This is a genomic window from Empedobacter sp. R132-2 (genome assembly GCF_030324375.1).
In the GTDB taxonomy this organism is placed as follows: Bacteria; Bacteroidota; Bacteroidia; order Flavobacteriales; family Weeksellaceae; genus Empedobacter; species Empedobacter falsenii_B.
In genome coordinates, this window is record NZ_JACAGG010000021.1 from 23,336 (window position 1) to 49,669 (window position 26,334).

Genomic DNA, 26,334 nt, shown 5'->3' on the forward strand with positions numbered 1-26,334 from the left:
AGCGGCTTTTAGTTTATTTTTTCAAAATAGCTTGGATAATTCCTTCCAAATTTTCATTGAATTCGAGCAATTGAGCAAAAACTTTATCGTCTTTATTCAAGCCACCGTGTTTGTTATTTTTTACAAAGGTTGCTTTTATCGTTTCCCAACGTTCTTTTTCTTTAGCAGTTATCAAACCTGCAATTTCTTTTAATCGCAACAAATTCGATTCTGTATCTGTTGTCAATGTTTGCGATTCACTTTCGTAATGCGCTAAAATAGTTTCGTTAATTTCTTTTTCGTTCATCATTGGAACAATTTTCGAAACCAATTTTGACATATTTCTGTACGAACCTTGCATTTTGAAAGGCGGTTCCGTTCTGTAATCATCTTGCATTGCTGCGCTCGAAATATAATTTTGATTGACTTTTACGACAATATTTCTAATCTTAATCACATGTTTTAGAACTGCAATAAAATCATCAATTTCTTGTTTCAAATAATTGCCTTCCAAATCCGGAAGTTGTTCTTGATTTTCGGTTACAAAATTTGTTAACTTGTAAAAATCTGTCAAACTTTTTGAAGCAATTTTATCCAAATAAGGATTATCTCCTGTTGCATTTTCAATCAAACTTAAATTGAACAACGTTTCCGTATCACCAATTACATCACCCAAATTATAAACATCAGCACGATTAGCCAACATATCTGGAATCTGAAATTTAGAGCCGCTTTCCGTATATGGATTTCCTGCCATTACAATGCAAAAACGTTTTCCGCGTAAATCGTAGGTTTTACTTTCTCCTTCAAAAATTCCATCAATTTTTCGCTGTCCATCGGCTAATGAAATAAATTTCTGTAAAAATTCGGCACTCAAATGCTGAATATCGTCCAAGTACAACATTACATTATCTGCCATTTCAAACGAAAGATTTATCTTTTTTAATTCCTCTCTTTCTCCAGAAGTTTTGGCTTCTATTGGATCGATTGATGTAATATTATGTCCAATTGTTGGTCCATTTACTTTCACAAAATGTAGGCCCATTGTTTTTGCTAAATACTCCATCAACGTCGTTTTTCCATAACCAGGAGGCGAAATTAACAACAACATTCCCATTCGTGCAGTACGCTTGTTATCGCCTGCAGTTCCCAATTGTTTGGCTAAATTATTTCCGATTAAAGGAAAATAAACTTCGTTGATTAATTTATTTCGAACAAATGATGTTAAAACTTTTGGTTCAAATTCTGCGATTTTTAAATCCTTTTCATAAGCTTTCGAAATTTCTTCTTTTAACTTTTGGAATGATTTAAAATTTGGAACATCAACAGTTGAAAAATGCTCTAATTTAGAAATGATTTCATGATAATTTTGTGTATAAATACCATCAATTATTACGGTATGATTTCCTTTTAAATCTTCAATTATAATAGATGAATTTCCATTTATTAACTGAAATTTATCTTTAGAAAACAATAACATCGTTGCTACTTCATTTACAACATTTCTGTAAGTTGAAAAATTTTCATTTTCATCGATAAAAGAATGAATCCAGTTTTCGATCAAGTAAAATTTTTCGGTTGAAGAAAATTGTTCATCTGCAATCAACGCATTAAAATCATCTGAATTTTTATTTTTCTCTAAGTAATTAATGAATTCTTTTCGAAAATTTTCAGCTTCATTACTCATCGAAAAAGCTTGATATTTTGTGAAAGTTCTAAACAAATAATTGGCAACTTTTTCTGAAGTTGTTATTGTTTTATCCCATTCAGTTTCCCAATTTTCAAAAAGCGATTTGATTTCATTTAGAATATTTTCAAATCGAGTTGAATTCGGAAAATTTTTCAAAATTAATTGAGCCGAATTAATCATTGCATTCAACTTATCTTGCAAATTCTTTTCTAAAGAATGGCAAAAAATTTGAGCAGTTGTACGAGTTGGCGCATCAAATTGCAACACATCTAATTTCGAATTTATGTTGACCAATTCAGTAAAAATTCGAAACGCATCAAAATTGTGAACGCCTTTTATATAACCTTCCGAATAATTTTGTTCAATGATTTGATTGATAAATTTTTCAGCATCAAAATCGTTTTCATTTCTTGCTAAAAAAGCTTGATAAGCTAAATATTCAGCACGATAAACCAATTGATTTTCCGAAACAAATTCTTGGTTCCAAATATCTTGGTAACGATAAATCTCATCGTTTTTAACTTTTTGATAGAAACTTGTACCTGTTAAATGATAAAATAATTCGTTGTTACGATTCAACAATGTCAGCGCTAATTGCTGCGTATTGACCGTAAATTTATTTTGACCAAGCGCAATAATATTTTGCCCATCAACAAAAAGTTCAGTTTTATCTCGTAAAACACGAAGCGTATCTTCTTGCGATTTTTTTAATAGATTTTCAAGGTTTTCGGCTTTCGAAACATCTTTTAAATCCTTCAATTCTTGAATGATTTGACGCATTTTGTCAATCATTAAATCCGAAGAATAAAACGCTAAAATTTCTTCTTTCTCAGAAAAAGTTTTGGCTTTATTTTCGATATTTTTCAAGACGCGCAAGCCAATTTGTTCTAATGAATTGGTGCGTTTGTTGGTTTGTTCAACTAATTGTTCACGTTTCGAATTGAATGCCTTGATAATTTCGTCGCGCTTATCTGCAATTTTCAAGGCGAAATCATCAAAATCAGAAAATTTACTTTCTAATTCTTCAAGTTGAACAATTATTTTTGTATTGTATTCTTCCGTTTTTTCGGCAGTTGTTGATAATTCTAAAAAGTTAACCACACTTTGTTCTAACAACGTGATTTGAGCAGAAAATTCTGCAACAGCTTCTTTGCTTTTTAACGCAGAAGTTTGACGTGTTAATTGGGCACGAACTTCGTTAAGCGAAGCAAAAATAACCGAGATTTTCTCAATGATTTTTGTTGTTTGTGTTGCGTCTTCAATTTTTAAACTGTTCAGAATATCAATCAATAATTCTAATTCTGAGGCAATTTTAAGACAGGCTTCTTCGATAACTTTCGCATCAATGACTTTTTCGATAGAAGCTACTAAGTTTTTCTGTTCAGCAACTTTTTCTTCGTATGGAATTAGTGCTTCATCCAATAAAAGAAACTCAATTGTTTTGGTTGATAAATTTTCGTTTACCTCTTGCAATCGGTTTTCTAATTCTTGAACACGCTCTAAATTGATGTAGCGAATTGAACGTAAATCAATAACTTTTCCTTGAATTTTACGAGCCTCAGCTAAATGTTCAACCAATAAATCCAATTGATTGTACGTTGTGCTATTTACTTTGAAAACGATTTCTTCAATCGATTCTTCCGTTTTTTCTAAGGTTTCTTGCGCAAATTTTTTCTGAATTTGAACTTTAGCAAATTCATCAATCGCTGTATTGGCAACTGTTTTTATTTCTAATAAAGGAACAGCAAGCTCAAAAGTCTCTTGATCATTAATCCAAAAATAGCCATCTACAATATTATTCGCTTTTTTTACAATGTCCTCGTATAAACCTTCGTACGAATCTTCTTTGTTGATTAATTGAATAACCTCCTGAGATTCAGCCATTGCTTTCACAATGTCTTTGTTCCCAATTTTATATAATGGATGATTTGTTTTCTCTGTATTTTCAATCAAACGTTCAACATAAGGTGTTTGCCAAATTTGAACTTGATGATGTCTTGTCGCTTCTTCTTCGGTGCGGAAATAAATTAAACTTCCATCTTTAAAAATCGTAAAACCATTACAAACTATAGGTGTTTCCACAGTTTGTTGAATGATATTGTACGATAAAAGAATGTATGTATTGGTTTCATCTTGATTGAAAATGTACATAAAATCTTCTCCGTTCGGAGAATTTACACGACGGAAAAATTGAAAATGCTCTAAATTATTATTATCGAAAAGATGATACGTTCCGTTTTGTAAATAATAACCATTCGAAAAAATTAAACCTTGATTATCGGGTAACAGAACTGCTGCATCTAAAAGTGCAGGAATGTTGATAACTTCTTTGGTGCGAACATTGTAAATATAGGCTCTGAAATCTTCTTGAAACGGTTTTATTTTAACCGCAATTAGATTTCCTAAATCGGCATAATAATATTCGGCATCGTCTAATTGTTGATCTAAATGTGTCACTTTTTCAGTGAAAATTCCTTTTCCTGAATCCGTATTATCTTCAATTTTAAAAGTAATATCACCACCAATTGCTTCGATAAAAATCTTATCTAAAATAGAAATATGTGGAAACTTTCCTAATCGACGATCATCGATAGAAGTTTTTTGCCATTCAAAATCAAATTGATCTGCTTTTTTTACTTCGTGAATGCTGCGATCATCTTGATAAATTAATTTTCCGTCTTTGATTAACCATTTAAACGCTTTCAAATCTTGTGCGCTTTTACTGGTTTGGAAAACCATGTATAGATAATTATCTGTTCTACGAAATTTAGAAAAGATAGAATCGCGGTAATATTTATATAAATTCTGAAAATCTGTAAAGAAATTCTGATCGTTTATTAAGTCGAGAGGTTGAGGAATAAATTGATTTTCTTGAAACAGATAAATACTAAAAACATCGCTCAACTGAATGTCTGTGCGTAAACCGAAATGCACGTTGTAACCAAAAATACACAATTTATCGAACGCGATAATTCCACGTGCGACGCATGTATTTTCTGTCGTAATTCTTTGGTTTGCGCTTAATGCAAAATTGGTAGAATTGAAGACTTCTTTTCGAGCATCATTCAATTTCGTTAATCTTTCCGAAAGAAAATCTTTTTGTGTAAGAAGTCTTTTTCGGATGATTTCGTACGCGCCTGCATCAAGCGTTTCGGTAACGTTAATATTTTTTTCTTCTTGCATTAAATTAAAATCTAGAAGGTGATTAAACTGTAATTAAGAGCGATTGAAACGAATAGATTCAATCACTCTATTATTGTTTAATGGATTAACCTATTTTTTTATTTGAAACACCTAACTGATTCGCAATTCCGAAAAGAGAATTTATAAATCCTGTGTCTTCGCTGTTTCCAGAAGCAGAAGCAGCTTGCTGTAATTTAATTAATGCCGCAGTAATTGTTAAGTTTTTGATGTCGTTTGATGAAATGCCATATTTATCGGCAAGACTTCTCACTTTTCCAGCTAAATCGCTTCCGCCATCTTCGTCAATCAATGCATTTTTGATATCTGTTGCATGTTTCGAATTGTCGATTAAATGATCGAAACCTTTTGCATTCGAAACTTGTTTCACAATATTTTCGAAGAACATTGTTTCTCCACCAACAATGTCAATTTTCGCAGATTTCAATGCATTTGATAACACCTCAGCTTGGGCTCCAGCAATATCTTTTTGAATGTTGATATGAGCCAATTCGATATCTTTTTCTTTTTGTAATTGAAGTTTGAACTCTTCGTGCTCTTTTCCAACACCGTCCAGTTTCTTCATAGCTTCTGCTTTTTCTTCAATTCCTTTTGCTTCTGCTAATGCTTTTTCACGAACAACTTCTGCTTGTGCTAAGCCTTCTTTACGTAACGCTTCTGCTTTTTTCTCGATAACAGATGCTTCTACAGTTCCTTGTTTTTCTTCTGCTTCTGCTTTTGCAACCATTACTTCTGCTTCAGATAGACCAATTGCAGCTTCTTCTTTTGCTTGTGCTTCAGCAATTATTTTACGAGCTTCAGCTTCTTTTGCAGAAGCTTCTTTTTTAGCTTCCGCATCAATTAATAACTCTTGCGCTTTGCGTTCTGCAACTTGTTTTTGTGCATCTGCTTCGATAACTTGACGAGCAGCTTCTTGCTCTGCCGCAATTTTTGCCGCTTCCGCAGCTTTTACAGTTTCGATTAAACGCTCTTCCGCTTCTTGCGATGCAGCAATAATTCCGGCTTGTTTCTGACGCTCAACTTCACGGTAAACTTCAACATCTTTCACACCTTGTTGCTCTTCAATCACGCCTTTTTCTAAAAGAACGCGTTCTTTGATAACGCCTTGAATATTTTTCTTCTCAACTTCGATAGACCTTTCTTTATCAATCTGAGCTAAAGTCACAATTCGCTCACGTTCTGTTTGCTCTAATGCACGATCTTTTTCAACGCGTTCCGTTTCGATTGCATCAGTACGAACTTTATTTTTTTCTGCGATAATAATTTGACGCAATTTATTTTCTTCTTGTACCGCCAATTGCTCTTCTGTTGTAATACGAACAGATTCAGCTTTTAGACGTTCTTCTTCGCGAACTTTTGCAATTTCTGCCTCTTCGCGCGCTTTTATATTTTCGATTTCTCTGCGTTGACGCTCTTCTTTTTCGGCTAATTGTCGCTCTAATTCTAAGATTGCTTCGCGCGCTTCAACGTTTTGTTTTTTGATTACTTTTTCTTCTTCACGACGAATTAAGTTGGCGTTCATATTTTGTTGAGCCGTTAATTCCGTGATTTTTTTAATACCTTCCGAATCTAAAATATTATCAGGGCTCAAGAATTGTAATTCAGTTTGTTCTAAATAATCAATCGCACAGTCATCTAAAATATATCCATTCAAGTCTGTTCCGATGATATTTAAAATTTCATCTCTAAATTCGCGACGAGCTTCGTATAATTCGATAAAATCGAATTTTTTTCCAACTGTTTTTAAAGCTTCTGAGAATTTTGCTTCGAAAATACTTTTTAATGTTTCTGGTTCTGATGCTCGTTCTGTTCCTAAGTTTTGTGCAACATTGATTACATCATTCACCGATTTATTAACGCGAACAAAAAATGCAACTTTGATATCTGCACGAATGTTGTCTTTACAAATTAAACCATCGTGTTGTTGACGAGTAATATCAATTTTCTTAATCGAAATGTCCATAATTTCCATTTTGTGGAAAACAGGAATTACATACATTCCTTTGTTGAAAGCTACTTGCGATCCACCAACACCAGTACGAACGATGGCTTTTCCTTGCGGAACTTTTTTATAGAAAACGCTTAAAACGACGATGAAAGCAATAAAGATGAAAACGATAACACCAACTGCTAAAAGAATAAAATTTGTCATGAGATTTTTATTATATTTTGATTGATTTAGTGAATAATTAAGATTAAAATTTCTTCGATAAGAAACGAAGTAAGTTGAAATATTAGTGTCATAATAGTGTTAAATGTTGTTTAAGGTTATATGTTTGATGACGAAATAATAATGATTTGAAGGCGATTCGTCGGTGATAATAATGGTATCTCCAAAATTAATTTCTTCGCCATTTTGACTTTTGATGTTAAGCGTAATAATATCTTTCTCGATTTGAAATTCCGCAGAGCCTATTTTATCTCCTGTGATTTTAGATTTTGATTTTCCGACTCTTCCGATAAAATCAGTTTCTTCTTCTCCATGATAACCTAATTCTGAATACATTTTAACTAATGGTTTAGTGATCCAATGCATCATAAAATAAGCGATGATGAAAACCGGAATTAAGATTAAAACTGAATACAATCCTAATTTGCTTAATCCAAAAACAATCGAAGAAATAATGGTAATCACCCAACTGATAAATTTGAACAAAGTAATAATCACCATTAACGGAACTTTACCAACATTGATGAATTCTAAACATTTTGCCCAAAAACCTGGTTCGTGATGCACGTCTGCATCAGCATCGTGATCAGCGTCAATTTCGTGGTGGGCATCAACATCATTGATGTCTCCGATATGAAAATCAGAATCTGTTCCAAGATCAATTCCGTCACCAGCTAACAGTTGAAATACCCAATAGACAAGAGAAAATCCCATCAAAATGGTCATAATTCCGTTGGCCAATGGATTAAAAAGAAGGTCTAAAATTTCGGTCATTTAGTGTTAATTTTTAATGTTAAATAGCTCTTCTGAATGTATAATAAATAATTTTCGTTGTGCTGTTGATGGAAAGCGGAGTGGAAGTGATTAATTCCCAGCCTTCATTTCCATATTTATTTAGTAAATCATCCAAAAATGTTTTATCTATTTTGATAGAAAATAAGCCAGCGTTAGGCATTATTTCTATTGTTTTGTATTCATATTTAGATGCCATAGTTTTGATTTTTTAAAAGAGATTAATTTACTAAAAATTTTATAGAAATAATTCACTATAAAAAGTGATTTATTCTTGATTTTTCGACTGAATTTTTAGCTTTAAAGCTTCTAATTCATTTTGAATCAAATCACCTTTCAAGGTTTCGTTAATTTCGTCATCAGCGGTTTTCGAATTGTCCGCTAAACTTCCGTAAGCTTGTGCAAGTGCTTCGTCTTCTTCTACTTTGGCTTTCATGCGTTCTAACATGCTAATTGTGCTATTCGCATCAATTTTTGCCATTTGTTTGTTTACTTGTTTTGTGGCATCAGCAACTTTTACACGAGCTTTTAATGTTGTTAATTCATTTTCCCATTTATTAATGTTGAATTTAAGAACCTCAACGTTTTTGTGCACTTCATTTGCAGATTTTTCATGAATAATCACTTGATTTTCTAATTCAGTAATTTCTTCTAACAATTGATTTTTTAAGCTCAAAGCTTCTTTCGCTAAATTTTCGGCTTGTTCAATTGTAATTTCATTTCGCTCAGCTTTTTCTAACAAAAGAATTGCTTTTCGTTCATAATCTGCAGCTTCTTCTTTCTTTTTGTCGACGCTATTTTGCGAACGAATTGCCATTGCTTTTACCTTTGCGTAAGCCTCTAATGATTGATTAAGATCGTCGCGCATTTCGCGAATTCCTTGTTCTGTCATTTTGATTGGGTCTTCCATTTTTTCGACAACCGAATGTATTTCCGCTTGTCCAATTCTAAAAATACGTTTGAAAATATTCATAGTGATATTGTTTTATTGTTTAGAAAATTCGATTAATTGAGCAGAATATTCGCTCATCAATAAGCTCAAAGAATTTAACGTTGCTTCAAATTCGTTTTGATCAAGATTCGCAATTTGAAGTGTGTAACGATAAATAACTTTTTTTCCGTCTTCTGTTATTGCAAAAGCACCATGAATGATATCGCGATTTTTCATCAACAACGCTTTTAGCATTTCCAGATTATCATTTGTAATTGTAAATAAATACAACTCGAAAATGATAACAGGTGGTGCAATTCCTACAATCAGATTTTGAACACCATCCAATAAATTTTCAATCATAAAAACACCCTCTTTTTCGTCTTTGTAAGTGATGGTGTAATTGATGTTTTGAATAAAATTTTCAATCTTCGAAAAATAATTCATTTTGTTGTTATTAGTGTTTTTTGTAATTTGTTTCCATAAAATTAAACAATTTGCTAAAATAATTAGCAAATAAAAGTGTTAAAATTTTAAATAATGACAAAAATAGGTGAAAATATAAAGAAATTAAGACAAGTTAAGAACTTAACTCAACAGGCTTTTGCTGATTTGTTCGAAGTTAGTAGAGGGAATATTTCATCTTATGAAGAAAAACGTGCAGAGCCACGAATTGAAACAATTTCTCAAATTGCTAAATATTTTAGCATTCCAATAAGTCATTTGATCGAAAAAAACTTAACAGTTAACGAAATATTACACTTTGATAACTATTTTGAGGAAGCTGATATGTTACGAAATGTTAAAAATTTGAGCGCGATTCCTTTTTTATCACGAGAAATAATTCAGTTAAAAAAAGAATTATTTTCTAATATAGAAAATTATCCGTCGATTTACTTTCCAATCTATAATTCGCATCAGTTTATTGCGTTAGAATATTCTTCGGGTATCGCTTCACCTATCGATTTTACAGAAGAAGAATCGTCTATTTTATTTTTTGAACATTTGGAAGTGGAAAATTTACATTTGGTAAATGATAAGTTTGGTTTGTATTTGAATGATGATGAAATTTTTGTTGGGAAGTTTACTCAACACGAAAATCAATTGATTTTGGAATTAAATCAATGGAAACAAATTATTTTTGATGTTGAAAATATTCAGCACTTTTATCAGTTTTATGCTGTTTATAAGAAGGTTTAGAAATAATTTTTATAAGTAAGATTGTTTTCTAAATATTAGATGTTTCTACATCGTTTGACTCGCTCAACATGACAAGAAAATCCAATCTAGGCTGATAATTAATGTCATGTCGAGGAATCGAGACATCTCTTCTAAAAACTTATAATTTACTACTCAAGACTTTTAAACTTTAATATAAATCTTCTTTTTATCTAATAAATAAGCTAACCACCAAAAGAAAGCTAAGAAAATTAGCGAATAAACAAATGAACCAATTTCTGGAATTCCAGGAATTTTAGCGCAAACATTTTCGTAGAACCAACCCAATGGTGAAATGAATTTGATTTCTCTTTTGTCGTTTAAACCAGCTTCAATTCTGATTAAACCTAATAATCGAGGTAATAATCCGCTCAAAACAAAGATGAATAAAGGATTTTTTCCAAAAACATCAAAGAATTTCATGAAACCATTTTTGATGCCTAAAATTTCGATGAACCAAATCATTGATCCAATTGTCAAAATTGCTAAACCAGTTGTGTTGAAAACATAAGAACTGCTCCAAATCTTTTTATTGTACGGAAAATCCCATTGCCAAACGTAACCAATTGTCAACGCAATTGTTCCTAAAACAAATAAGCCAGCTAACATTTTATATTGCGGATTGTCAGTTTTTGGTAAAGGACGATTCAACCAATTGATATTTCCTTGTTTCTGAATATAATCACCAACCAAATACCCAAATAAAACCTGTGGAATAGTAGAAATTGTACTGAAAATTCCTTCGGGATCAAACGGTACTCCTTCTCCTTTGTAAATATGCGCTAAACCAAGCAATTGATTATCAATTTTAGTTCCGATAAAACCTTCTAATGAATAAGGGGTAGAAGTTCCAAGTCCGAAAGTTAAAACCCAATAAAGTAGAAGAATCGCACAACTTATCAATAAAACTTGTTTTTGTTTAAAATAAAAAGCAATCACCGAAGCGAAAAAATAAGCAATTGCAATTCGTTGTAAAACGCCCATTATTCGGATTCCGCTTTCTTCTGAATCTTTCCATGCTTTGAAAATAAGTTCATTATTATCCCACTTGAAAAATGGCCACCAATTGATGAATAATCCAATTCCGAAAATTAGAATTGTTCGTTTTATTACTTTTTGCCAGAAAATTTGTTGAGGTTGTTGTTGTAATTTTGGAATCATAAAAGCCATTGCATTTCCTAAGGCAAACAAAAAGAAAGGAAAAACCAAATCTGTTGGTGTGCATCCGTGCCATTCTGCATGCTCCAAAGGATCGAACATAGCCGACCAAGTTCCTGGATTATTTACCAAAATCATCAACGCAACAGTTGCGCCACGAAAAACGTCTAATGAATAATAACGAGCTGCTTTCATCTCTTTTGTGTTAATGTTTTAAAGATATAGATTTTTTAAATTTTTTGGAAAAATGCTTTTCAAAAAGATACTAGATTATTCCTTACCTTTAATTGTCAATAACAAACAATAAATAAAATGAGAACGGAGTCTGATTTATTAGGAGAATTACAAATTCCTGAAACGGCTTATTATGGTGTGCAAACGCAACGTGCCATTAATAATTTCAAAATTTCCAATAACTATTTGTCACATTATCCCGAATTTGTAAAAGCGCTTGGTGTTGTGAAATTAGGAGCAGCGCAAGCCAATCACGAATTAGGAATTTTATCGAAAGAATTATTTGATGCGATTTCTTTTGCTTCGAATGAGTTAATAGCTGGTAAATATACAGAGCAATTTCCAATCGATATGATACAAGGTGGTGCGGGAACTTCTACAAATATGAATGCAAATGAAGTAATTGCAAATATTGCTTTGGAGTATTTAGGAAAACAAAAAGGAGAGTATCAATTTTGTTCGCCAAATGATCATGTAAACCTTTCGCAATCTACGAATGATGCCTATCCATCTGCTTTGAAATTAGCATTATTTAATATGAATAAACCTTTGGTTGAGGCATTAACTTCGTTGTATGAGGCACTTGATAAAAAAGGGAAACAATTTGGTAATGTTATAAAAATGGGACGTACGCAATTGCAAGATGCAGTTCCAATGACGCTTGGGCAAGAGTTTGAAGGTTTTTCGAATACATTACATAAAGAAGTTGATAATTTAAACCGAATTGCTGCCGAATTATTAGTAATTAATATGGGTGCAACTGCAATTGGAACTGGATTGAATGCTGTTCCAGGTTATGCACAATTGTGTACAACTAAAATAGCTGAAATCATGAATGAAGATGTTTCGTTGGCTGATAATTTAGTTGAAGCAACTTCGGATACAAGCTCGTTTGTGGATTATTCATCAGCTTTGAAACGTCTTTGTGTGAAGTTGTCGAAAATTTGTAATGATTTACGTTTGTTAACATCTGGTCCGAGAACAGGTTTGTTCGAGATTAATTTACCTCCAAAACAACCAGGATCTTCGATTATGCCAGGGAAAGTAAATCCAGTAATTCCAGAAGTAGTGAATCAAGTTTGTTTTAAAGTGATTGGAAATGATTTATCAATAACAATGGCTGCCGAAGCTGGTCAATTACAATTAAATGTAATGGAGCCAATAATTGGTTTTTCGATTATGGAATCGATTCAATATTTAACAAATGCGATGAATACGCTACGTGTTGAATGTGTGGATGGAATTACAGCAAACGCAGAACATTTGAAAAATGAAGTACAAAATAGTATTGGAATTGTTACAGCTTTAAATCCTTACATTGGTTACAAAGCAAGTACAAAAATTGCGAAAGAAGCTTTAGAAACAGGAGGAGGTGTATATCAATTGGTCTTAGATCACGGTTTATTGTCGAAAGAACGTTTGGACGAAATCCTTGATCCTAAAAATATGCTTGGTCCACATATCTAGAAGTTGTGAGTTAGTAGTTATGAGTGATAAGTTTTGAAAAAATAAATTAATAATGAAACCTTCGAATCTTCTAAAAATAGAAACATTAAACGATGAATGGCTAGATAAGGATGTGATTATTTTACATGCTTGTTTTCAGATTTTATGCGATTGTATTGAAAAAGAAAATTTATTTACAAGTCATGTTGATTGGATGTATGATGATGAACATAAAAATGCAAAAATTGAAATTGAAAACTTATATAATTGGTGGAATAAACGTAAGCTCGATAATGATAATTTAGAAAATAATCAATATGAAGAAGATAATCAAATGTTGAAAAAATTAATAGAGTTTAGACAATATCTTTGGACTTGATTTAATTAAAAAATTATGAGTAATGAGTTCAGAGAAAACTTAGAACTTGTTACTCATAACTTAAAACTTATTTTAATATCCGTGTAAATTCACATTATCAGTTGGAAGTAAATCAACTTTTTTACCCATTTTTTTCTGAATGATTTTGAAATGATGCAAATCTTCTTCTGTAATCAAACTAATGGCTTTTCCGTTTGCATTTGCACGACCTGTACGCCCGATTCTGTGCACATAATCTAAAGGCGAACGAGGTAATTCGTAATTAATAACAGTTGGTAAACCTTCGATATGAATTCCGCGTCCAATCAAATCTGTTGCAACCAAAACTTTAATATCACCTAGTTTAAAATCTTCCAAATTATCCATTCTAGCGCCTTGGGATTTCTTACTGTGAATCGCCATTGCAGAGATTTTATTCTTTTTTAATTTTTCTACTAAATTATCTGCAGTTCGTGTCGAAGAAACAAAAACCAAAACTTGTTCTAAGTTTTCAGATTTGATTAAATAACGTAAAAAAGGACCTTTTGTTTCGGCATCAACTTTATAAGCAACTTGTTCGATTTGTTCCAAATCAATTTCTTGTTTTTTGATTTCAACAACAATTGGATCAATACTTAATGTAGATTTTATTTCATCAATTTTATCATTCAAAGTTGCAGAAAATAGAATTGATTGTTTCTTTTTCGGAACACTTTTCAAAATTCGGTTCATCTCATCTCCAAATCCTAATTGGAACATTTTGTCTGCTTCGTCAATCACCAAATATTGCAATTGATCCAATGATAACGCATTATGATCCATCAAATCCAATAAACGACCAGGAGTTGCAATCAAAACTTCAGTTCCATATAAATTCTTCATTTGTGGATTAATTGAAGTTCCACCATAAACAGCTTGTGTTTGTACTTCGCGACGTAAAGCAGTTTGTAATCCTGCAAAAGTTTGTTCAATCTGAACTGCTAATTCACGTGTTGGAACTAAAATTAACGCTTTTATATTACGAGATTTTTCGTACGATTGATGCTGAATTTTTTGTAGCAAAGGCGCAACAAAACACAAGGTTTTTCCAGAACCAGTTTTTGCAATTCCCATCACATCTTTTCCTTTTAAAATAGATGGAATTGTTTCGGTCTGAATTTCAAAAGGTTTTAAAAATCCAAGTTTTGTAATTGCTTTTGATAAATATGGTGATAATCCTAAATTTTCGAATGACATAAATTGATATAAGACTGCAAAGGTAGAGATTAAATTTGAATGATATTTTAGGAATAATTACTCGTTTAATTATTTTTAATCGTGATGAAAATGAAAGTTTTAAAATCGTTTCTGAAATATTTCTAAAAATCTTTTTAGAAACAGTCAAATTATCGAAACAACGATTGAAAACAGAAATAATTTCTGTTTAAAACTTTATTAAAAGCTTTTTGCTTAATAAAACTATCGTTAACTTTGATTCTTATGAAAAAAGATCAGTCTAAGATAATTCGTGAGCAAGCGCCAAGATCTGCTACTCGCGAGCATTCGGTTCCATTATATTTAACATCAAGTTTTATTTTTGATAGCGCAGAGCAAGGACGTGCAATTTTTGCAGAAGAAGAGCAAGGTATGGTTTATTCACGTTATGCAAATCCAAATACAACAGAGTTTATTAATCGCGTTTGTGCTTTGGAAAAAGCAGATGCAGGTTTAGCTTTTGCTTCGGGAATGGCTGCTGTTTTTGCATCTTTTGCTTCGTATATAAAAAGTGGAGATCATATTGTATCGAGTCGTGCAATTTTTGGTTCTACACATCAATTAATTACGCAATTATTTCCGCGTTGGGGCGTAACTTATACATATGTAGAAACGCCAAATATCGAGGATTGGGAAAAAGCAATTCAATCAAATACAAAAATTGTTTTCTTAGAATCGCCTTCAAATCCTGGATTAGAATTATTTGATTTAGAATCTTTGGCAAAATTGAAAGAAAAACATCCGAATGTTATTTTTGCAATTGACAATTGTTTCGCAACACCATATTTACAACAACCTTTGCAATTTGGATTTGATTTATCTATTCATTCTGCAACAAAATATATGGACGGACAAGGTCGAGTTTTGGGTGGAGTAGTTGTAGGGGAAGAAGAATTAATCAACGAAATGATGTTTTTTATTCGTCATACAGGTCCAGCGATGTCAGCTTTTAATGCATGGACAATTTCTAAAAGTTTAGAAACGTTGCCACTTCGTATGGATCGTCATTGCGAAAATGCGTTGGCGTTGGCAGAAGCTTTGGAAAATCATGCTGAAATTGCAGATGTAAAATATCCATTTTTACCATCGCATCCGCAATATGAGTTGGCGAAAAAACAAATGAAAAGCGGGGGTGGAATCGTAACATTTGAAGTGAAAGGAGGAAAAGAACGTGCTTTCAGATTTATTGATGCATTAGAAATGATTTTATATACGTCTAATTTAGGGGATTCGAGATCGATTGCAACGCATCCAGCAACTACAACTCACGCAAAATTATCAGATGCAGAACGTGCAGATTTGGGAATTAGGCCAGGCTCTATTCGTTTATCAGTCGGTTTGGAGGATAAAGTGGATATTATCGAAGATATTTTGCAAGCGTTAGAAAAAACTAAGGTTTAATTAATTTATTGATTAGTTGTTGATTAAATATAAATTTTAATAATTTATTCATTTCAGCACGGACTTTGCTTATTCTAAACGAAAGTTTAGAATATGAAGAAGTTTTTAATTTTTGGTTTTGCGTTGTTTACAATGTCAAGTTATGCGCAAAATAGACCAAATGATGGAAATAATAGAAATGTCGATATTTTAATTGAAAGATCTGATTATTACGGAATATCAAGTAGTCAAAAAAATAAAATAATTGCTTTAAAAAAACAAGCAAGTAAAGATTTCGAAAGAGTTGGAAGAGATCGTAATTTATCTGGTTACGAAAAAGGTAGAAGAAAAAGAGAGATTTCTTACAATTTACAACGTGATATTGATAAAATCTTAAATGATAATCAACGTTATAAATGGTCAAATTCTCATCGTGACGATTATTACAAAGATCGAATTGATGATCGGTTAGAGCGTTTAGAAGACGAATACGAAAGAGATATCAAGGGAATAGAACGTAATTATTCTTACGATAAAAATTTGATGAAACGTAAAAAAGAAATCAGAAAAGCAGAATATAAACGCGCGAAAGAGCGTTTGAAAAATGTGAAAGATTATTATTAAAATAAAAGGATCCAATAATTTATGGATCCTTTTATGTTTTATATTAATTTGATAAAATTTTCTACTTGTTCCTCTGGTGTTGTCCAAGAAGTGACTAATCTAATTGCAGAATTTTCTTCATCAATTTTTTGCCAAATATAAAACTCAAAATCTTGTTGTAGTTTTTCGATAATTGAATTTGGTAAAATAGGGAAAATTTGATTGGAAGATGGTTCTGTCAAAAAGTTGTGACCTTTTGCTGAAATAGCATTTGCTAATTTTTCTCCCATTTGATTGGCGTGTTTTCCCATCTCGAAAAATAAATCATCTCGAAACATTTCCGAAAATTGAATTCCTATCAAACGTCCTTTCGCTAACATTCCGCCTTTTTGCTTAATATGATAACGAAAATCTTCGTCCAATTTTAAATTATTTATCACAATTGCTTCACCTAAAAGTGCACCATTTTTAGTTCCACCAATGTAAAAAACATCTGCAAAATTTGCCATATCTTCTAAGTTTAAATCACATTTAGAAGAAGTTAAAGCAGAAGCTAAACGTGCGCCATCAACAAAAAGGTATAAATTATTTTCTTGGCAAAAATGATAAAGCTTTTGCAATTCCTTTTTTGAATAAACACTTCCAACTTCCGTAGAATTAGAAATATAAACCAATTTTGGCTTTACCATATGCTCGTCCGTATGTGTGGCAAGAATAATCGAAATTTGCTCAGGAGTTATTTTTCCATTATCCGTCGCAATGGTATTTATTTTATGTCCTGTTGCTTCTATCGCGCCCGTTTCGTGAACGGCAATATGCCCGCTTTCGGCTGCAACTACAGATTCGTGTGGTTTTAGAATAGAAGAAATTACAATTAAATTGGCTTGTGTTCCACCAGAAACAAAATGAATTGCTGAATCTTTTTTCAGTCTTTTTTTGATGAACTCTCTTGCTTCATTGCAAAATTCGTCTTCGCCGTAACCAATTGTTTGTTCTAAATTTGTATCGATTAATCGTTGCAAAATTGCTGGGTGAGCACCTTCGCTATAATCATTTTTAAAGCTATATTTTTTCAAAATTGAAATCTTAAATTTTGAGAATAAAAGTAGGAGTTTTCCTAATTCTTTCCTATTTTACTATCTATTTTTACCAATTATTTAAACTGAAGTTATGAAGATTTTAGTCGTAGAAGATGAAATAAAATTGCAAGAAACAATTGTTGAGTTTTTAGAAAAGGAAAAGATGATTGTCGAAACAGCAGATAATTATCAGCAAGCTTTGGATAAAATAATTTCGTTCGATTATGATTGCATTTTATTGGATATGATGTTACCAGACGGTGATGGAATGTCTTTGTTGAAGGAATTGAAGAATCTTCATAAAGAAACTTCGGTGATTATTTTGTCGGCGAAAGATTCGGTTGATGATAAAGTAGAAGGATTATTGGTTGGCGCGGATGATTATTTAGCGAAACCATTTCATTTTGCTGAATTATTGGCTCGAATTAAAGTTGCTTTGCGCAAAAATCTACAAAAAGGAGAGGATGTTTTGAGTTATAAAAATATTCAAATTTTTCCCGAAGATCGTTTGGTAAAAGTAAATAATATCGAACTGAAATTAAACAGAAAGGAATATGATTTGCTGTATTATTTTATGTTGAGACCCGAACGTGTTTTTCAGAAAACAACTTTAGCAGAAAGTGTTTGGGGAGATCATATTGAGCTATCTGATAATTTAGATTTTATTTATTCGCAAATAAAAAATCTAAGAAAAAAAATGAAAGAAGCAAATTCTGAAGCCGATTTACAAGCGGTTTATGGGATTGGTTATAAGTTGATTTAACATGAAAATATCACTAAAAAATTATACATTTCGTTACCTCACATTTTGGTTGCTTATCGTTATTGCGATTTGGGCATTTCTTTTTCATTCCTTGATTTTGGATGAAGTTTATGACAATGTAGATGACGGATTAAAGAATCAAAAAATTGAAATTATTCGAGAAGCTTATCGCGATCCGAATTTATTAAATACAACCGAATTTGGATTAAGTCAATTCAAAATTTCCAAAGTTGATCCAAGTAAATATGATGAAAGAAATCACTTTTCGAATGAGTTGGTTTACATGGGATACGATGATGATATGGAACCTTATCGTATATTGAGAACTGGTTTTTATGACAAAGAAAATCATCCGTATTCATTAGAAATAAGAACCTCAACAGTCGAAGAAGATGAATTGATTTATGATTTATCGATTTCTTTGATTGCGTTGTATGTTTTTATTTTGATTAGTATTTTATTGATTAATCATTTTGGATTGAAAAAAGCCTTCAAACCTTTTGGGCAAATTATTTCTCAATTAAGAAAATATGAAGTAGGAAATAACGAAAAACCAAAACTTGTCGAAACGAATGTGAAAGAATTTTCTTATTTGCAAAAAGAAATTGAGCGAATGATTAATCGAAATGATGAGGTTTTTAATTCACAAAAATTGTTCATCGAAAATGCTTCCCACGAATTGCAAACACCTTTGACAATTGCGCTAAACAAACTTGATTTGCTAATAGAAAATTCAGATTTAAAAGAAAAAGAGGTGATGAGTTTGGTAGAAACCAAGCAAACACTTTGGCGAATGGTGAATCTTAATAAATCGTTGTTAATGTTATCTCGAATCGAGAATAATCAATACAAAAATAATGTTGAAGTTAATTTTACAGCTTTGACAAAAGATTTGATCGAAGATTATGAAGAAATTTTAGAAGCAGAAGAAATTAAATTAGAAACGAATTTTAAGGCAGATTTTATTCTTGATTTTAATATCGATTTAGCGCGAATTTTAATTTCAAATTTGATTCGAAATGCGATCAAACATAATAATGATGAGAAAATTATTAAGATAGAAAGTGATTCAAATCAATTTATAATTTCGAATACAGGGAAAAACGCAACATTGGATTCGAATCTTATTTTTAGTCGTTTTTATAAACAAGGAACAAGTGATGGAAATAATGGCTTGGGGCTTTCGATTGTGGACACGATTATCAAAAATCAACAAAATTTGACGTTACGTTACAATTATGAGTTTCCTTTTCATCAATTTATTTTGAAAAAATAAATTATTCCCAAATCTTTCCTAATTCACTTTGCAACTTTGTCTTAATAATTATAAAATCAAACAAAATGAAAAAGTTTTTAAGTGTTATCATGTTAAGTGCAACGTTGATTTCTTTTGCTCAAGATAAAGCAATAAAATATAACCAAGTTCCAAAAATGGGACAGCAATTTATCAACAAATATTTTGGTGTAAAACAAGTTGGTTCTGTGATGTTGGACGACGATTATTTTTCGAAAGAATATAAAGTGTATTTGGCAAATGGAACAAAAGTAGAATTTGATGGAGACGGAGCTTGGAAAGAAGTCGATGGAAAACGAAATGCTATTCCAACAGGATTTATTCCAGCTAAAATTTCGAATTATGTGAAAAGAAGTTTTCCGAATACTACAATAACAAAAATTGAAAGAGACCGAAAAGAAATTGAAGTGAAATTGAACAATGGACTTGAATTAAAATTTGATAAAAACGGAAATTTTAAGAAAATTGATGATTAATAAATAAAATAAAAAACTCCAACTAAACTTTAGTTGGAGTTTTTTATTTTATTTATCTCGGCTTTCTAACATTGGTACAAATTTGAAATCTCCAAATTCGTAATGCTCAAATTGATCTTCTGATAATCTCATAATGACAATCATTCGTTGCGATTGTTCACCAACTGGAATCACCATTATTCCTCCAATATTCAATTGTTTTTTTAATTCTTCTGGAATTTCTGGCGCACCAGCCGTTACAATAATTTTATCAAAAGGAGCAAAAGAAGGTAAACCTTTGTAACCATCTCCATACGTTTGATAACGTGGCTCGAAATTGATTTTTTTCAACATGATTTTCGAGAAATCAAACAAATCTTTTTGTCTTTCAATCGTAAAAACTTCAACACCCAAAGCAACCAAAACAGCAGTTTGATAACCAGAACCAGTTCCGATTTCTAAGACTTTTTCATTAGGCTGAATGTCTAATAATTGTGTCTGAAAAGCAACTGTAAACGGATGCGAAATCGTTTGTCCAGCAGCAATCGGAAAAGCTTCGTCGCGATATGCGAATTCCGTAAATGCGCTGTCTAAAAATAAATGTCGTGGCACTAAATTAATAGCTTCCAATACGTTTTCATCTTCAATTCCTTTCGAGCGCAACAAATCAACCAACATTTTGCGTCGTCCTCTGTGTTTAAAATCGTCTACAGACATATTCCAAAATTTTTACAAAAATGCATTAAATACAACTTATTCTCATTAATTTTAACGGCAAAATCTACCAAATGTTAAAAGTAGGAGTGATCGGTGCTGGGCACCTTGGAAAAATCCATTTAAAGTTATTAAATCAATCGGAAAGATACGAATTAATTGGCTTCTTTGATTCTTTTGAAGAAAATGGAAAAAAAGTTGAAGCTGAATTTGGGTATAAATATTTTAGTTCGATGGACGAATTGATTGATGCTGTTGATGTTGTCGATATTGTGACACCAACGTTATCACATTATGAAGTGGCATTGAAAGTGATCGAAAAAAATAAACATTTTTTCATCGAAAAACCAGTTACGCATACCTTAGAAGAGGCAGATCATTTGTTGAAATTGACAAATGAAAAAGGTTTGAAAGCGCAAGTTGGACACGTAGAGCGTTTTAATCCTGCATTTACAGCGGCTGCACCTTTTATCGAAGAACCATTGTTTATTGAAACGCATCGTTTGGCAGAATTTAATCCGCGCGGTACAGATGTTCCTGTAGTTTTAGATTTGATGATTCATGATTTAGATGTGATTTTATCGATTGTAAAATCAGAAATTAAATCAATTCATTCGTCTGGAGTTTCGGTAATTAGTGATACACCTGATATTGCAAATGCTCGAATTGAGTTTGAAAATGGTTGTGTGGTGAATGTTTCGACAAGTAGAATGTCAATGAAAAATATGCGAAAAATGCGTGTTTTTCAACGAAATGCGTATATTTCAATTGATTTCTTGACGAAAAAGACTGAAATTATTAAAATGCACAAAGCGCCAGAAAATCCAAGTGAATTTGCGATGATTTTGGAAAACGATAAAGGAGATCGTAGAGAAATTTGTTTTGAACATCCAGAAATTTTACCAAATAATGCAATTTTGGATGAATTAGAAAGCTTTGCAGATTCTATTGTGAATAATTCACCAATTAAAGTTTCGTTACAAGATGGACGAAATGCATTGAAAGTTGCATTGGAGATTATTGCTTATTTTGAAAAAGAACAGCAAGTCATCAAAAATCAAACAATCGAGAAAGAATAAATCGATGTTAGATTTTAGAAGTTCGAATTTCGCTAAACGCATGAATATGATGTGATTTTGAAACAAGTTCAGAATGACGAAAATTTGTCAAGCTGAATTCATTTCAGCTTCTCATTCTGAAAAATCAAATTTCGCAAAACTCATTTCGAACTTCGAATCTCGAAAAAAAATAAATAATAAAAACAAACATACAAAAAGATGAAAAACATTACAGTTATTGGAGCTGGAACGATGGGGAATGGAATTGCTCACGTTTTCGCACAATCAGGATTTGCAGTGAATTTGGTTGACGTTTCTCAAGATAGTTTGGAGCGTGGATTGAAAACAATCGCTGGAAATTTGGAGCGTATGATCGCCAAAGAAAAAATTACGGAAGCTGACAAAACAGCAACTTTAAATAATATTACAACATTTACAGATACTGCGGAAGCGGTAAAAAATGCGGATTTAGTTGTAGAAGCTGCAACAGAAAATTTAGATTTGAAATTGAAAATCTTCAAACAAATTGATGAAGCTGCGCCAGCAAATGCAATTTTAGCGTCTAATACTTCTTCTATTTCGATTACAAAAATTGCGTCTGTTACAAGTCGTCCAAAACAAGTGATTGGAATGCATTTCATGAATCCAGTTCCGATGATGAAATTGGTTGAAATTATTCGTGGTTACGATACAACAGACGAAGTAACGAAAGCGATTATGGAAATGTCAGAAAAATTAGGAAAAGTTCCAGTTGAAGTGAATGATTATCCAGGTTTTATCGCCAATCGTATTTTAATGCCAATGATTAACGAAGCAATTTATTCTTTATATGAAGGAGTTGCGGGCGTGAAAGAAATTGACGAAGTAATGAAATTAGGTATGGCTCATCCAATGGGACCATTACAATTAGCAGATTTTATCGGTTTAGACGTTTGTTTATCAATCTTAGAAGTGTTGTACGATGGTTTCAAAAATCCTAAATATGCACCTTGTCCATTGTTAGTTAACATGGTAACTGCTGGTAAAAAAGGAGTAAAATCTGGAGAAGGATTCTATGATTATTCAGAATCTAAAAAAGCAGAAAAATTAGCTGCTCAGTTTGCGAAGTAGTTTATCTTACACAAAATAGTCAAAACAAAAAGCGTTACTTTTCGGGTAACGCTTTTTTTTATTTTGATTACTTAATTGCAGCTAAAGCATGTGTGTAATCTGGTTCTTGTCCAATTTCAGGAACTTGTTCTGCATAAGCAACTTCTCCATTTGGATTAATTACTACAACTGCGCGAGATAATAATCCATTTAATGGTCCATCAACCATTTTAACACCATAAGCATTTGCGAATTCTTCATTTTTGAAATCAGATAAAGTGACTACATTATCCAAACCTTCGGCAGCACAAAAACGAGATAAAGCGAAAGGTAAATCTTTCGAAATACATAACACAACTGTATTTGCAGCAGAAGAAACTTCTTTGTTAAAAGTTCGTACAGATTGCGCACAAACACCAGTGTCAACACTTGGAAAAATATTTAAAACAACATTTTTTCCAGCATAATCAGCCAATGTTTTGTCGCTTAAATCTCCTGCTGTTAAAGCAAAAATCGGCGCTTTTTCACCAATTATAGGTAAATCTCCGCCTGTATGAATAGGATTTCCTTTGAATGTAATTTCAGCCATAATTTTTTATTTTATTCTTAGATTTTTAATGATTAAAAGTAACAAAATTCTACGGAGAAAAAAGTATCTTCGCAATAATAAATTGTTACATTACAAATAACACACAAATATTATGCAACTTTCAAAGCGTTTACAGAATTTGAAACCATCTGCAACTATTGCAATGTCTGCGAAAGCAAGAGAATTAAAATCACAAGGAATCGATGTGATTAGTTTAAGTATTGGAGAACCAGATTTCAATACACCAGATTTTATCAAGGAGGCAGCTAAAAAAGCTATCGACGAAAATTATTCAGGATATCCTCCAATTGCAGGGTATGCAGATTTGAAGGAAACAATTTGTAAGAAGTTTAAACGTGATAACAATATTGAATATACAGCAAATCAAGTTGTTGTTTCTACTGGAGCAAAACAATCTATTTATAATGTTTTACAAGCAATTGTAGACGAAGGAACTGAAGTAATTATTCCAACACCTTATTGGGTTTCTTATTCAGATATCGTAGAATTATCAGGAGGAACGCCAGTTTTTGTGGAAGGAACTTTAGAAGCTGATTTCAAAATTACACCAGCACAGTTAGAAGCTGCAATTACAGATAAAACTCGTGCTATTATTTATTCATCTCCTTGTAATCCGTCAGGATCAGTTTACACAAGAGAAGAATTGAAAGGTTTGGCTGAGGTTTTAGCAAAATATCCAGATGTGATTATTATTTCGGACGAAATTTATGAGCACATTGTTTATGGAGATAAAAATGTTTCGATAGCATCTTTCCCAGAAGTTTATAATCAAACAGTAACTGTAAATGGTTTAGCAAAAGCTTTCGCAATGACAGGTTGGAGAATTGGTTTCATTGGAGCGCCAGCTTGGTTAGCAAAAGCATGCGAAACGTTACAAGGACAAGTGACTTCGGGAGCAACGTCTATCGCTCAACGAGCGGCAATTACGGCTTTAGAAGCAGATCCAAGCTCAGTTCAATACATGGTTGATGCGTTTGCAGAACGTCGTGAATTGATGTTAGGTTGGGCGAGAGAAATTCCAACATTCAAAGTTAACGAACCAAAAGGAGCTTTCTATTTATTCCCAGACGTTACGGCAACTTTCGGAAATACATACAATGGCGTTACAATTAACAATGCAGATGATTTAGCTTTATATTTATTAGAGCATGCACAAGTTGCAGTTGTTTCTGGTTCGGCTTTCGGGTCTAAAAATTGTATTCGTATCTCGTATGCGGCGTCTGTAGAAGAGTTGAAAGAAGCAATGACACGTATCAAAAATGCTTTAGCGTAAGTAGAAAAATAGATAAAATATCAAAATCCTCAAGTTTTACTTGAGGATTTTTTTGTGGATGATATTTTCTTAAAAAAAATGTGATTTTAATTTTAATGAAATTCAATTGATTAGCCTATTTAAGCGACTTTTTATTGAAAATATTTCAAAAAAGATTTGTTTTAATCGAAAATAACCTCTTATATTTGCACCACTAAAAACAAGGCGAGGTAGCTCAGATGGTTAGAGCGCAGGATTCATAACCCTGAGGTCGGCAGTTCGATTCTGCTCTTCGCTACAAATTCAAAAGACAAATTCATTATTGAATTTGTCTTTTTTATTATCAATAAATATTATTAGACTTCTGATGATAATCATCGATTAATCCTTTCAAATTCATTAAATTTGCATTCAATTTAATAACGTTCTAAATAAAATTCAAAAAAATGATTCAAACAGATATAGTTATAATCGGAGCTGGACCAACTGGTCTTTTTGCCGTTTTCGAAGCAGGTTTATTAAAAATGAGATGTCATATTATTGATGCTCTTCCTCAACCTGGAGGGCAATTGACAGAATTGTATCCAAAAAAACCAATTTTTGATATTCCTGGTTATCCTTCTGTTGGTGCAGGTGAATTGATTGACAATTTAATGGAGCAAATCAAACAATTTGAGCCAGGTTTTACATTAAACGAACAAGCTGCAACAATTGATAAGCAAGAAGACGGAACTTTTATTGTAACAACAAATAAAGGAACGCAAGTACAAGGAAAAGCGGTTGCCATTGCTGGTGGTCTTGGATCTTTTGAGCCTCGTAAGCCAATTATCGAAAACATCGAAGCGTATGAAGAAAACGGAGTGGAGTATTTTGTAAAAAATCCTGAACTGTTCCGTGATAAAAAAATCGTAATTGCTGGTGGTGGAGATTCTGCTTTGGATTGGTCGATTTTCTTGGCTGATGTGGCTGCGGAAGTTACGTTGGTACACAGAAGAAATGAGTTCCGTGGAGCGTTAGATTCTGTTGATAAAGTAATTGAATTGAAAAAAGCTGGAAAAATTAATTTAATCACTCCTGCAGAAATTACTGGAATCAAAGGTGAAGGAAAAGTGGAAAGTTTGGTAATTGAAAAAGAAGGTGAAACTTTTGAACTTGAAACAGATTATTTTATTCCATTGTTTGGTCTTTCTCCAAAACTAGGTCCTATTGCAAATTGGGGATTGGAGATTGATAAAAATGCAATCAAGGTAAATAATGCTTTAGATTATCAAACAAATATCGAAGGAATTTACGCGATTGGAGACGTAAATACTTATCCAGGAAAATTGAAATTGATTTTATGTGGTTTCCATGAAGCAACGTTAATGTGTCAGTCTGTTTACAATAGAATGAATCCTGGGAAAAAATTTGTCTTGAAATACACAACTGTTTCTGGTGTTGATGGTTTCGACGGGACAAGAAAAGAAGCCGAAAAAGCGGTTGTCAAAGCTATTGACTAATTTTAACAAAATAAATAGAAATATTTTTTAAACCCGTAGTGCATTTAGGTAATATTAATTTTTAATTTGTTAATATTTCTATTTTGGTTTCTGTTTATTGATTGAAT

At 32.1% G+C, this 26,334-nt stretch carries 23 protein-coding genes and 1 tRNA gene; 13 read left to right on the forward strand and 11 right to left on the reverse strand.

Going from position 1 to position 26,334, the window contains the following annotated elements:
* Nucleotides 1-13: 13 nt before the first annotated feature.
* From HXZ69_RS10350 to HXZ69_RS10375, 6 genes are all read right to left on the reverse strand, one after another.
* Nucleotides 14-4,852 (reverse strand): DNA repair ATPase, encoded by a 4,839-nt coding sequence (locus HXZ69_RS10350; RefSeq protein ID WP_221856599.1) that lies wholly within the window; start codon nt 4,850-4,852, stop codon nt 14-16.
* 85 nt (nt 4,853-4,937) lie between these two features.
* Nucleotides 4,938-7,022, reverse strand: a complete 2,085-nt coding sequence (locus tag HXZ69_RS10355) for a flotillin family protein (RefSeq protein ID WP_221856601.1) — start codon at nt 7,020-7,022, stop codon at nt 4,938-4,940.
* Between the two features lie 99 nt (nt 7,023-7,121).
* The gene (locus HXZ69_RS10360) at nt 7,122-7,814 is read right to left on the reverse strand and encodes an OB-fold-containig protein (protein WP_125350042.1); all 693 of its coding nucleotides are present in this window, start codon (nt 7,812-7,814) and stop codon (nt 7,122-7,124) included.
* Between the two features lie 19 nt (nt 7,815-7,833).
* Nucleotides 7,834-8,031, reverse strand: coding sequence for a DUF4177 domain-containing protein (locus HXZ69_RS10365; RefSeq protein WP_125350043.1), 198 nt, complete (start codon nt 8,029-8,031; stop codon nt 7,834-7,836).
* A 69-nt stretch (nt 8,032-8,100) separates the two neighbouring features.
* The gene (locus HXZ69_RS10370; RefSeq protein WP_125350044.1) at nt 8,101-8,805 is read right to left on the reverse strand and encodes a PspA/IM30 family protein; all 705 of its coding nucleotides are present in this window, start codon (nt 8,803-8,805) and stop codon (nt 8,101-8,103) included.
* A 12-nt stretch (nt 8,806-8,817) separates the two neighbouring features.
* The gene (locus HXZ69_RS10375; protein WP_219034890.1) at nt 8,818-9,210 is read right to left on the reverse strand and encodes a type III secretion system chaperone family protein; all 393 of its coding nucleotides are present in this window, start codon (nt 9,208-9,210) and stop codon (nt 8,818-8,820) included.
* 93 nt (nt 9,211-9,303) lie between these two features.
* Between HXZ69_RS10375 and HXZ69_RS10380 the strand changes: the two genes are divergently transcribed.
* Entirely contained in the window at nt 9,304-9,963 is a 660-nt protein-coding gene (locus HXZ69_RS10380; protein WP_286495889.1) for a helix-turn-helix domain-containing protein, read from the forward strand.
* Between the two features lie 162 nt (nt 9,964-10,125).
* Here the strand turns inward: HXZ69_RS10380 and HXZ69_RS10385 are convergent, their stop codons facing one another.
* On the reverse strand, nt 10,126-11,334 hold the full coding sequence (locus tag HXZ69_RS10385) for an acyltransferase family protein (RefSeq protein ID WP_286495890.1): 1,209 nt from the start codon (nt 11,332-11,334) through the stop codon (nt 10,126-10,128).
* A gap of 108 nt (nt 11,335-11,442) precedes the next feature.
* Between HXZ69_RS10385 and aspA the strand changes: the two genes are divergently transcribed.
* Nucleotides 11,443-12,840: an aspartate ammonia-lyase gene (gene aspA / locus HXZ69_RS10390; protein ID WP_114997768.1), complete on the forward strand. Its 1,398-nt coding sequence runs from the start codon at nt 11,443-11,445 to the stop codon at nt 12,838-12,840.
* A gap of 52 nt (nt 12,841-12,892) precedes the next feature.
* On the forward strand, nt 12,893-13,198 hold the full coding sequence (locus HXZ69_RS10395) for a hypothetical protein (protein WP_114997765.1): 306 nt from the start codon (nt 12,893-12,895) through the stop codon (nt 13,196-13,198).
* Between the two features lie 72 nt (nt 13,199-13,270).
* Here HXZ69_RS10395 and HXZ69_RS10400 read toward each other — a convergent pair whose 3' ends face one another.
* Nucleotides 13,271-14,413 (reverse strand): DEAD/DEAH box helicase, encoded by a 1,143-nt coding sequence (locus HXZ69_RS10400; protein ID WP_286495891.1) that lies wholly within the window; start codon nt 14,411-14,413, stop codon nt 13,271-13,273.
* A 243-nt stretch (nt 14,414-14,656) separates the two neighbouring features.
* Between HXZ69_RS10400 and HXZ69_RS10405 the strand changes: the two genes are divergently transcribed.
* A complete protein-coding gene (locus HXZ69_RS10405; RefSeq protein ID WP_286495892.1) occupies nt 14,657-15,832 on the forward strand; it encodes a trans-sulfuration enzyme family protein in 1,176 nt (391 codons plus the stop codon).
* Between the two features lie 93 nt (nt 15,833-15,925).
* A complete protein-coding gene (locus HXZ69_RS10410; RefSeq protein WP_286495893.1) occupies nt 15,926-16,435 on the forward strand; it encodes a hypothetical protein in 510 nt (169 codons plus the stop codon).
* A 38-nt stretch (nt 16,436-16,473) separates the two neighbouring features.
* Here the strand turns inward: HXZ69_RS10410 and HXZ69_RS10415 are convergent, their stop codons facing one another.
* Entirely contained in the window at nt 16,474-17,490 is a 1,017-nt protein-coding gene (locus HXZ69_RS10415; protein ID WP_286495895.1) for a threonine aldolase family protein, read from the reverse strand.
* A gap of 94 nt (nt 17,491-17,584) precedes the next feature.
* Here HXZ69_RS10415 and HXZ69_RS10420 point away from each other — a divergent pair, with 94 nt between their 5' ends.
* The 3 genes from HXZ69_RS10420 (at nt 17,585) to HXZ69_RS10430 (ending at nt 20,026) form a co-directional block, all read left to right on the forward strand.
* Nucleotides 17,585-18,256 (forward strand): response regulator transcription factor, encoded by a 672-nt coding sequence (locus HXZ69_RS10420; RefSeq protein WP_221854497.1) that lies wholly within the window; start codon nt 17,585-17,587, stop codon nt 18,254-18,256.
* A 1-nt stretch (nt 18,257) separates the two neighbouring features.
* Nucleotides 18,258-19,532 (forward strand): sensor histidine kinase, encoded by a 1,275-nt coding sequence (gene porY, locus HXZ69_RS10425; protein ID WP_221854498.1) that lies wholly within the window; start codon nt 18,258-18,260, stop codon nt 19,530-19,532.
* Between the two features lie 65 nt (nt 19,533-19,597).
* Nucleotides 19,598-20,026: a PepSY-like domain-containing protein gene (locus tag HXZ69_RS10430; RefSeq protein ID WP_114997745.1), complete on the forward strand. Its 429-nt coding sequence runs from the start codon at nt 19,598-19,600 to the stop codon at nt 20,024-20,026.
* Between the two features lie 48 nt (nt 20,027-20,074).
* On the opposite strand, the gene HXZ69_RS10435 is transcribed toward HXZ69_RS10430, so the two are convergent.
* The gene (locus tag HXZ69_RS10435) at nt 20,075-20,722 is read right to left on the reverse strand and encodes a protein-L-isoaspartate(D-aspartate) O-methyltransferase (protein WP_038332579.1); all 648 of its coding nucleotides are present in this window, start codon (nt 20,720-20,722) and stop codon (nt 20,075-20,077) included.
* 71 nt (nt 20,723-20,793) lie between these two features.
* On the opposite strand from HXZ69_RS10435, the gene HXZ69_RS10440 reads away from it, so the two are divergent.
* Nucleotides 20,794-21,798, forward strand: a complete 1,005-nt coding sequence (locus tag HXZ69_RS10440; RefSeq protein WP_114997742.1) for a Gfo/Idh/MocA family protein — start codon at nt 20,794-20,796, stop codon at nt 21,796-21,798.
* A gap of 198 nt (nt 21,799-21,996) precedes the next feature.
* Nucleotides 21,997-22,887: a 3-hydroxyacyl-CoA dehydrogenase family protein gene (locus tag HXZ69_RS10445; protein ID WP_114997739.1), complete on the forward strand. Its 891-nt coding sequence runs from the start codon at nt 21,997-21,999 to the stop codon at nt 22,885-22,887.
* Nucleotides 22,888-22,954: 67 nt separating this feature from the next.
* Here the strand turns inward: HXZ69_RS10445 and tpx are convergent, their stop codons facing one another.
* A complete protein-coding gene (tpx, locus tag HXZ69_RS10450; RefSeq protein WP_114997736.1) occupies nt 22,955-23,455 on the reverse strand; it encodes a thiol peroxidase in 501 nt (166 codons plus the stop codon).
* Between the two features lie 112 nt (nt 23,456-23,567).
* Between tpx and HXZ69_RS10455 the strand changes: the two genes are divergently transcribed.
* The 3 genes from HXZ69_RS10455 (at nt 23,568) to HXZ69_RS10465 (ending at nt 26,227) form a co-directional block, all read left to right on the forward strand.
* Nucleotides 23,568-24,749 carry a pyridoxal phosphate-dependent aminotransferase gene (locus HXZ69_RS10455; RefSeq protein WP_286495896.1) on the forward strand — a complete coding sequence of 394 codons (1,182 nt, stop codon included), beginning with the start codon at nt 23,568-23,570 and terminating at the stop codon, nt 24,747-24,749.
* A 203-nt stretch (nt 24,750-24,952) separates the two neighbouring features.
* Nucleotides 24,953-25,026, forward strand: a tRNA-Met gene (locus HXZ69_RS10460).
* 148 nt (nt 25,027-25,174) lie between these two features.
* A complete protein-coding gene (locus HXZ69_RS10465; protein ID WP_286495897.1) occupies nt 25,175-26,227 on the forward strand; it encodes an NAD(P)/FAD-dependent oxidoreductase in 1,053 nt (350 codons plus the stop codon).
* Nucleotides 26,228-26,334 lie beyond the last annotated feature (107 nt).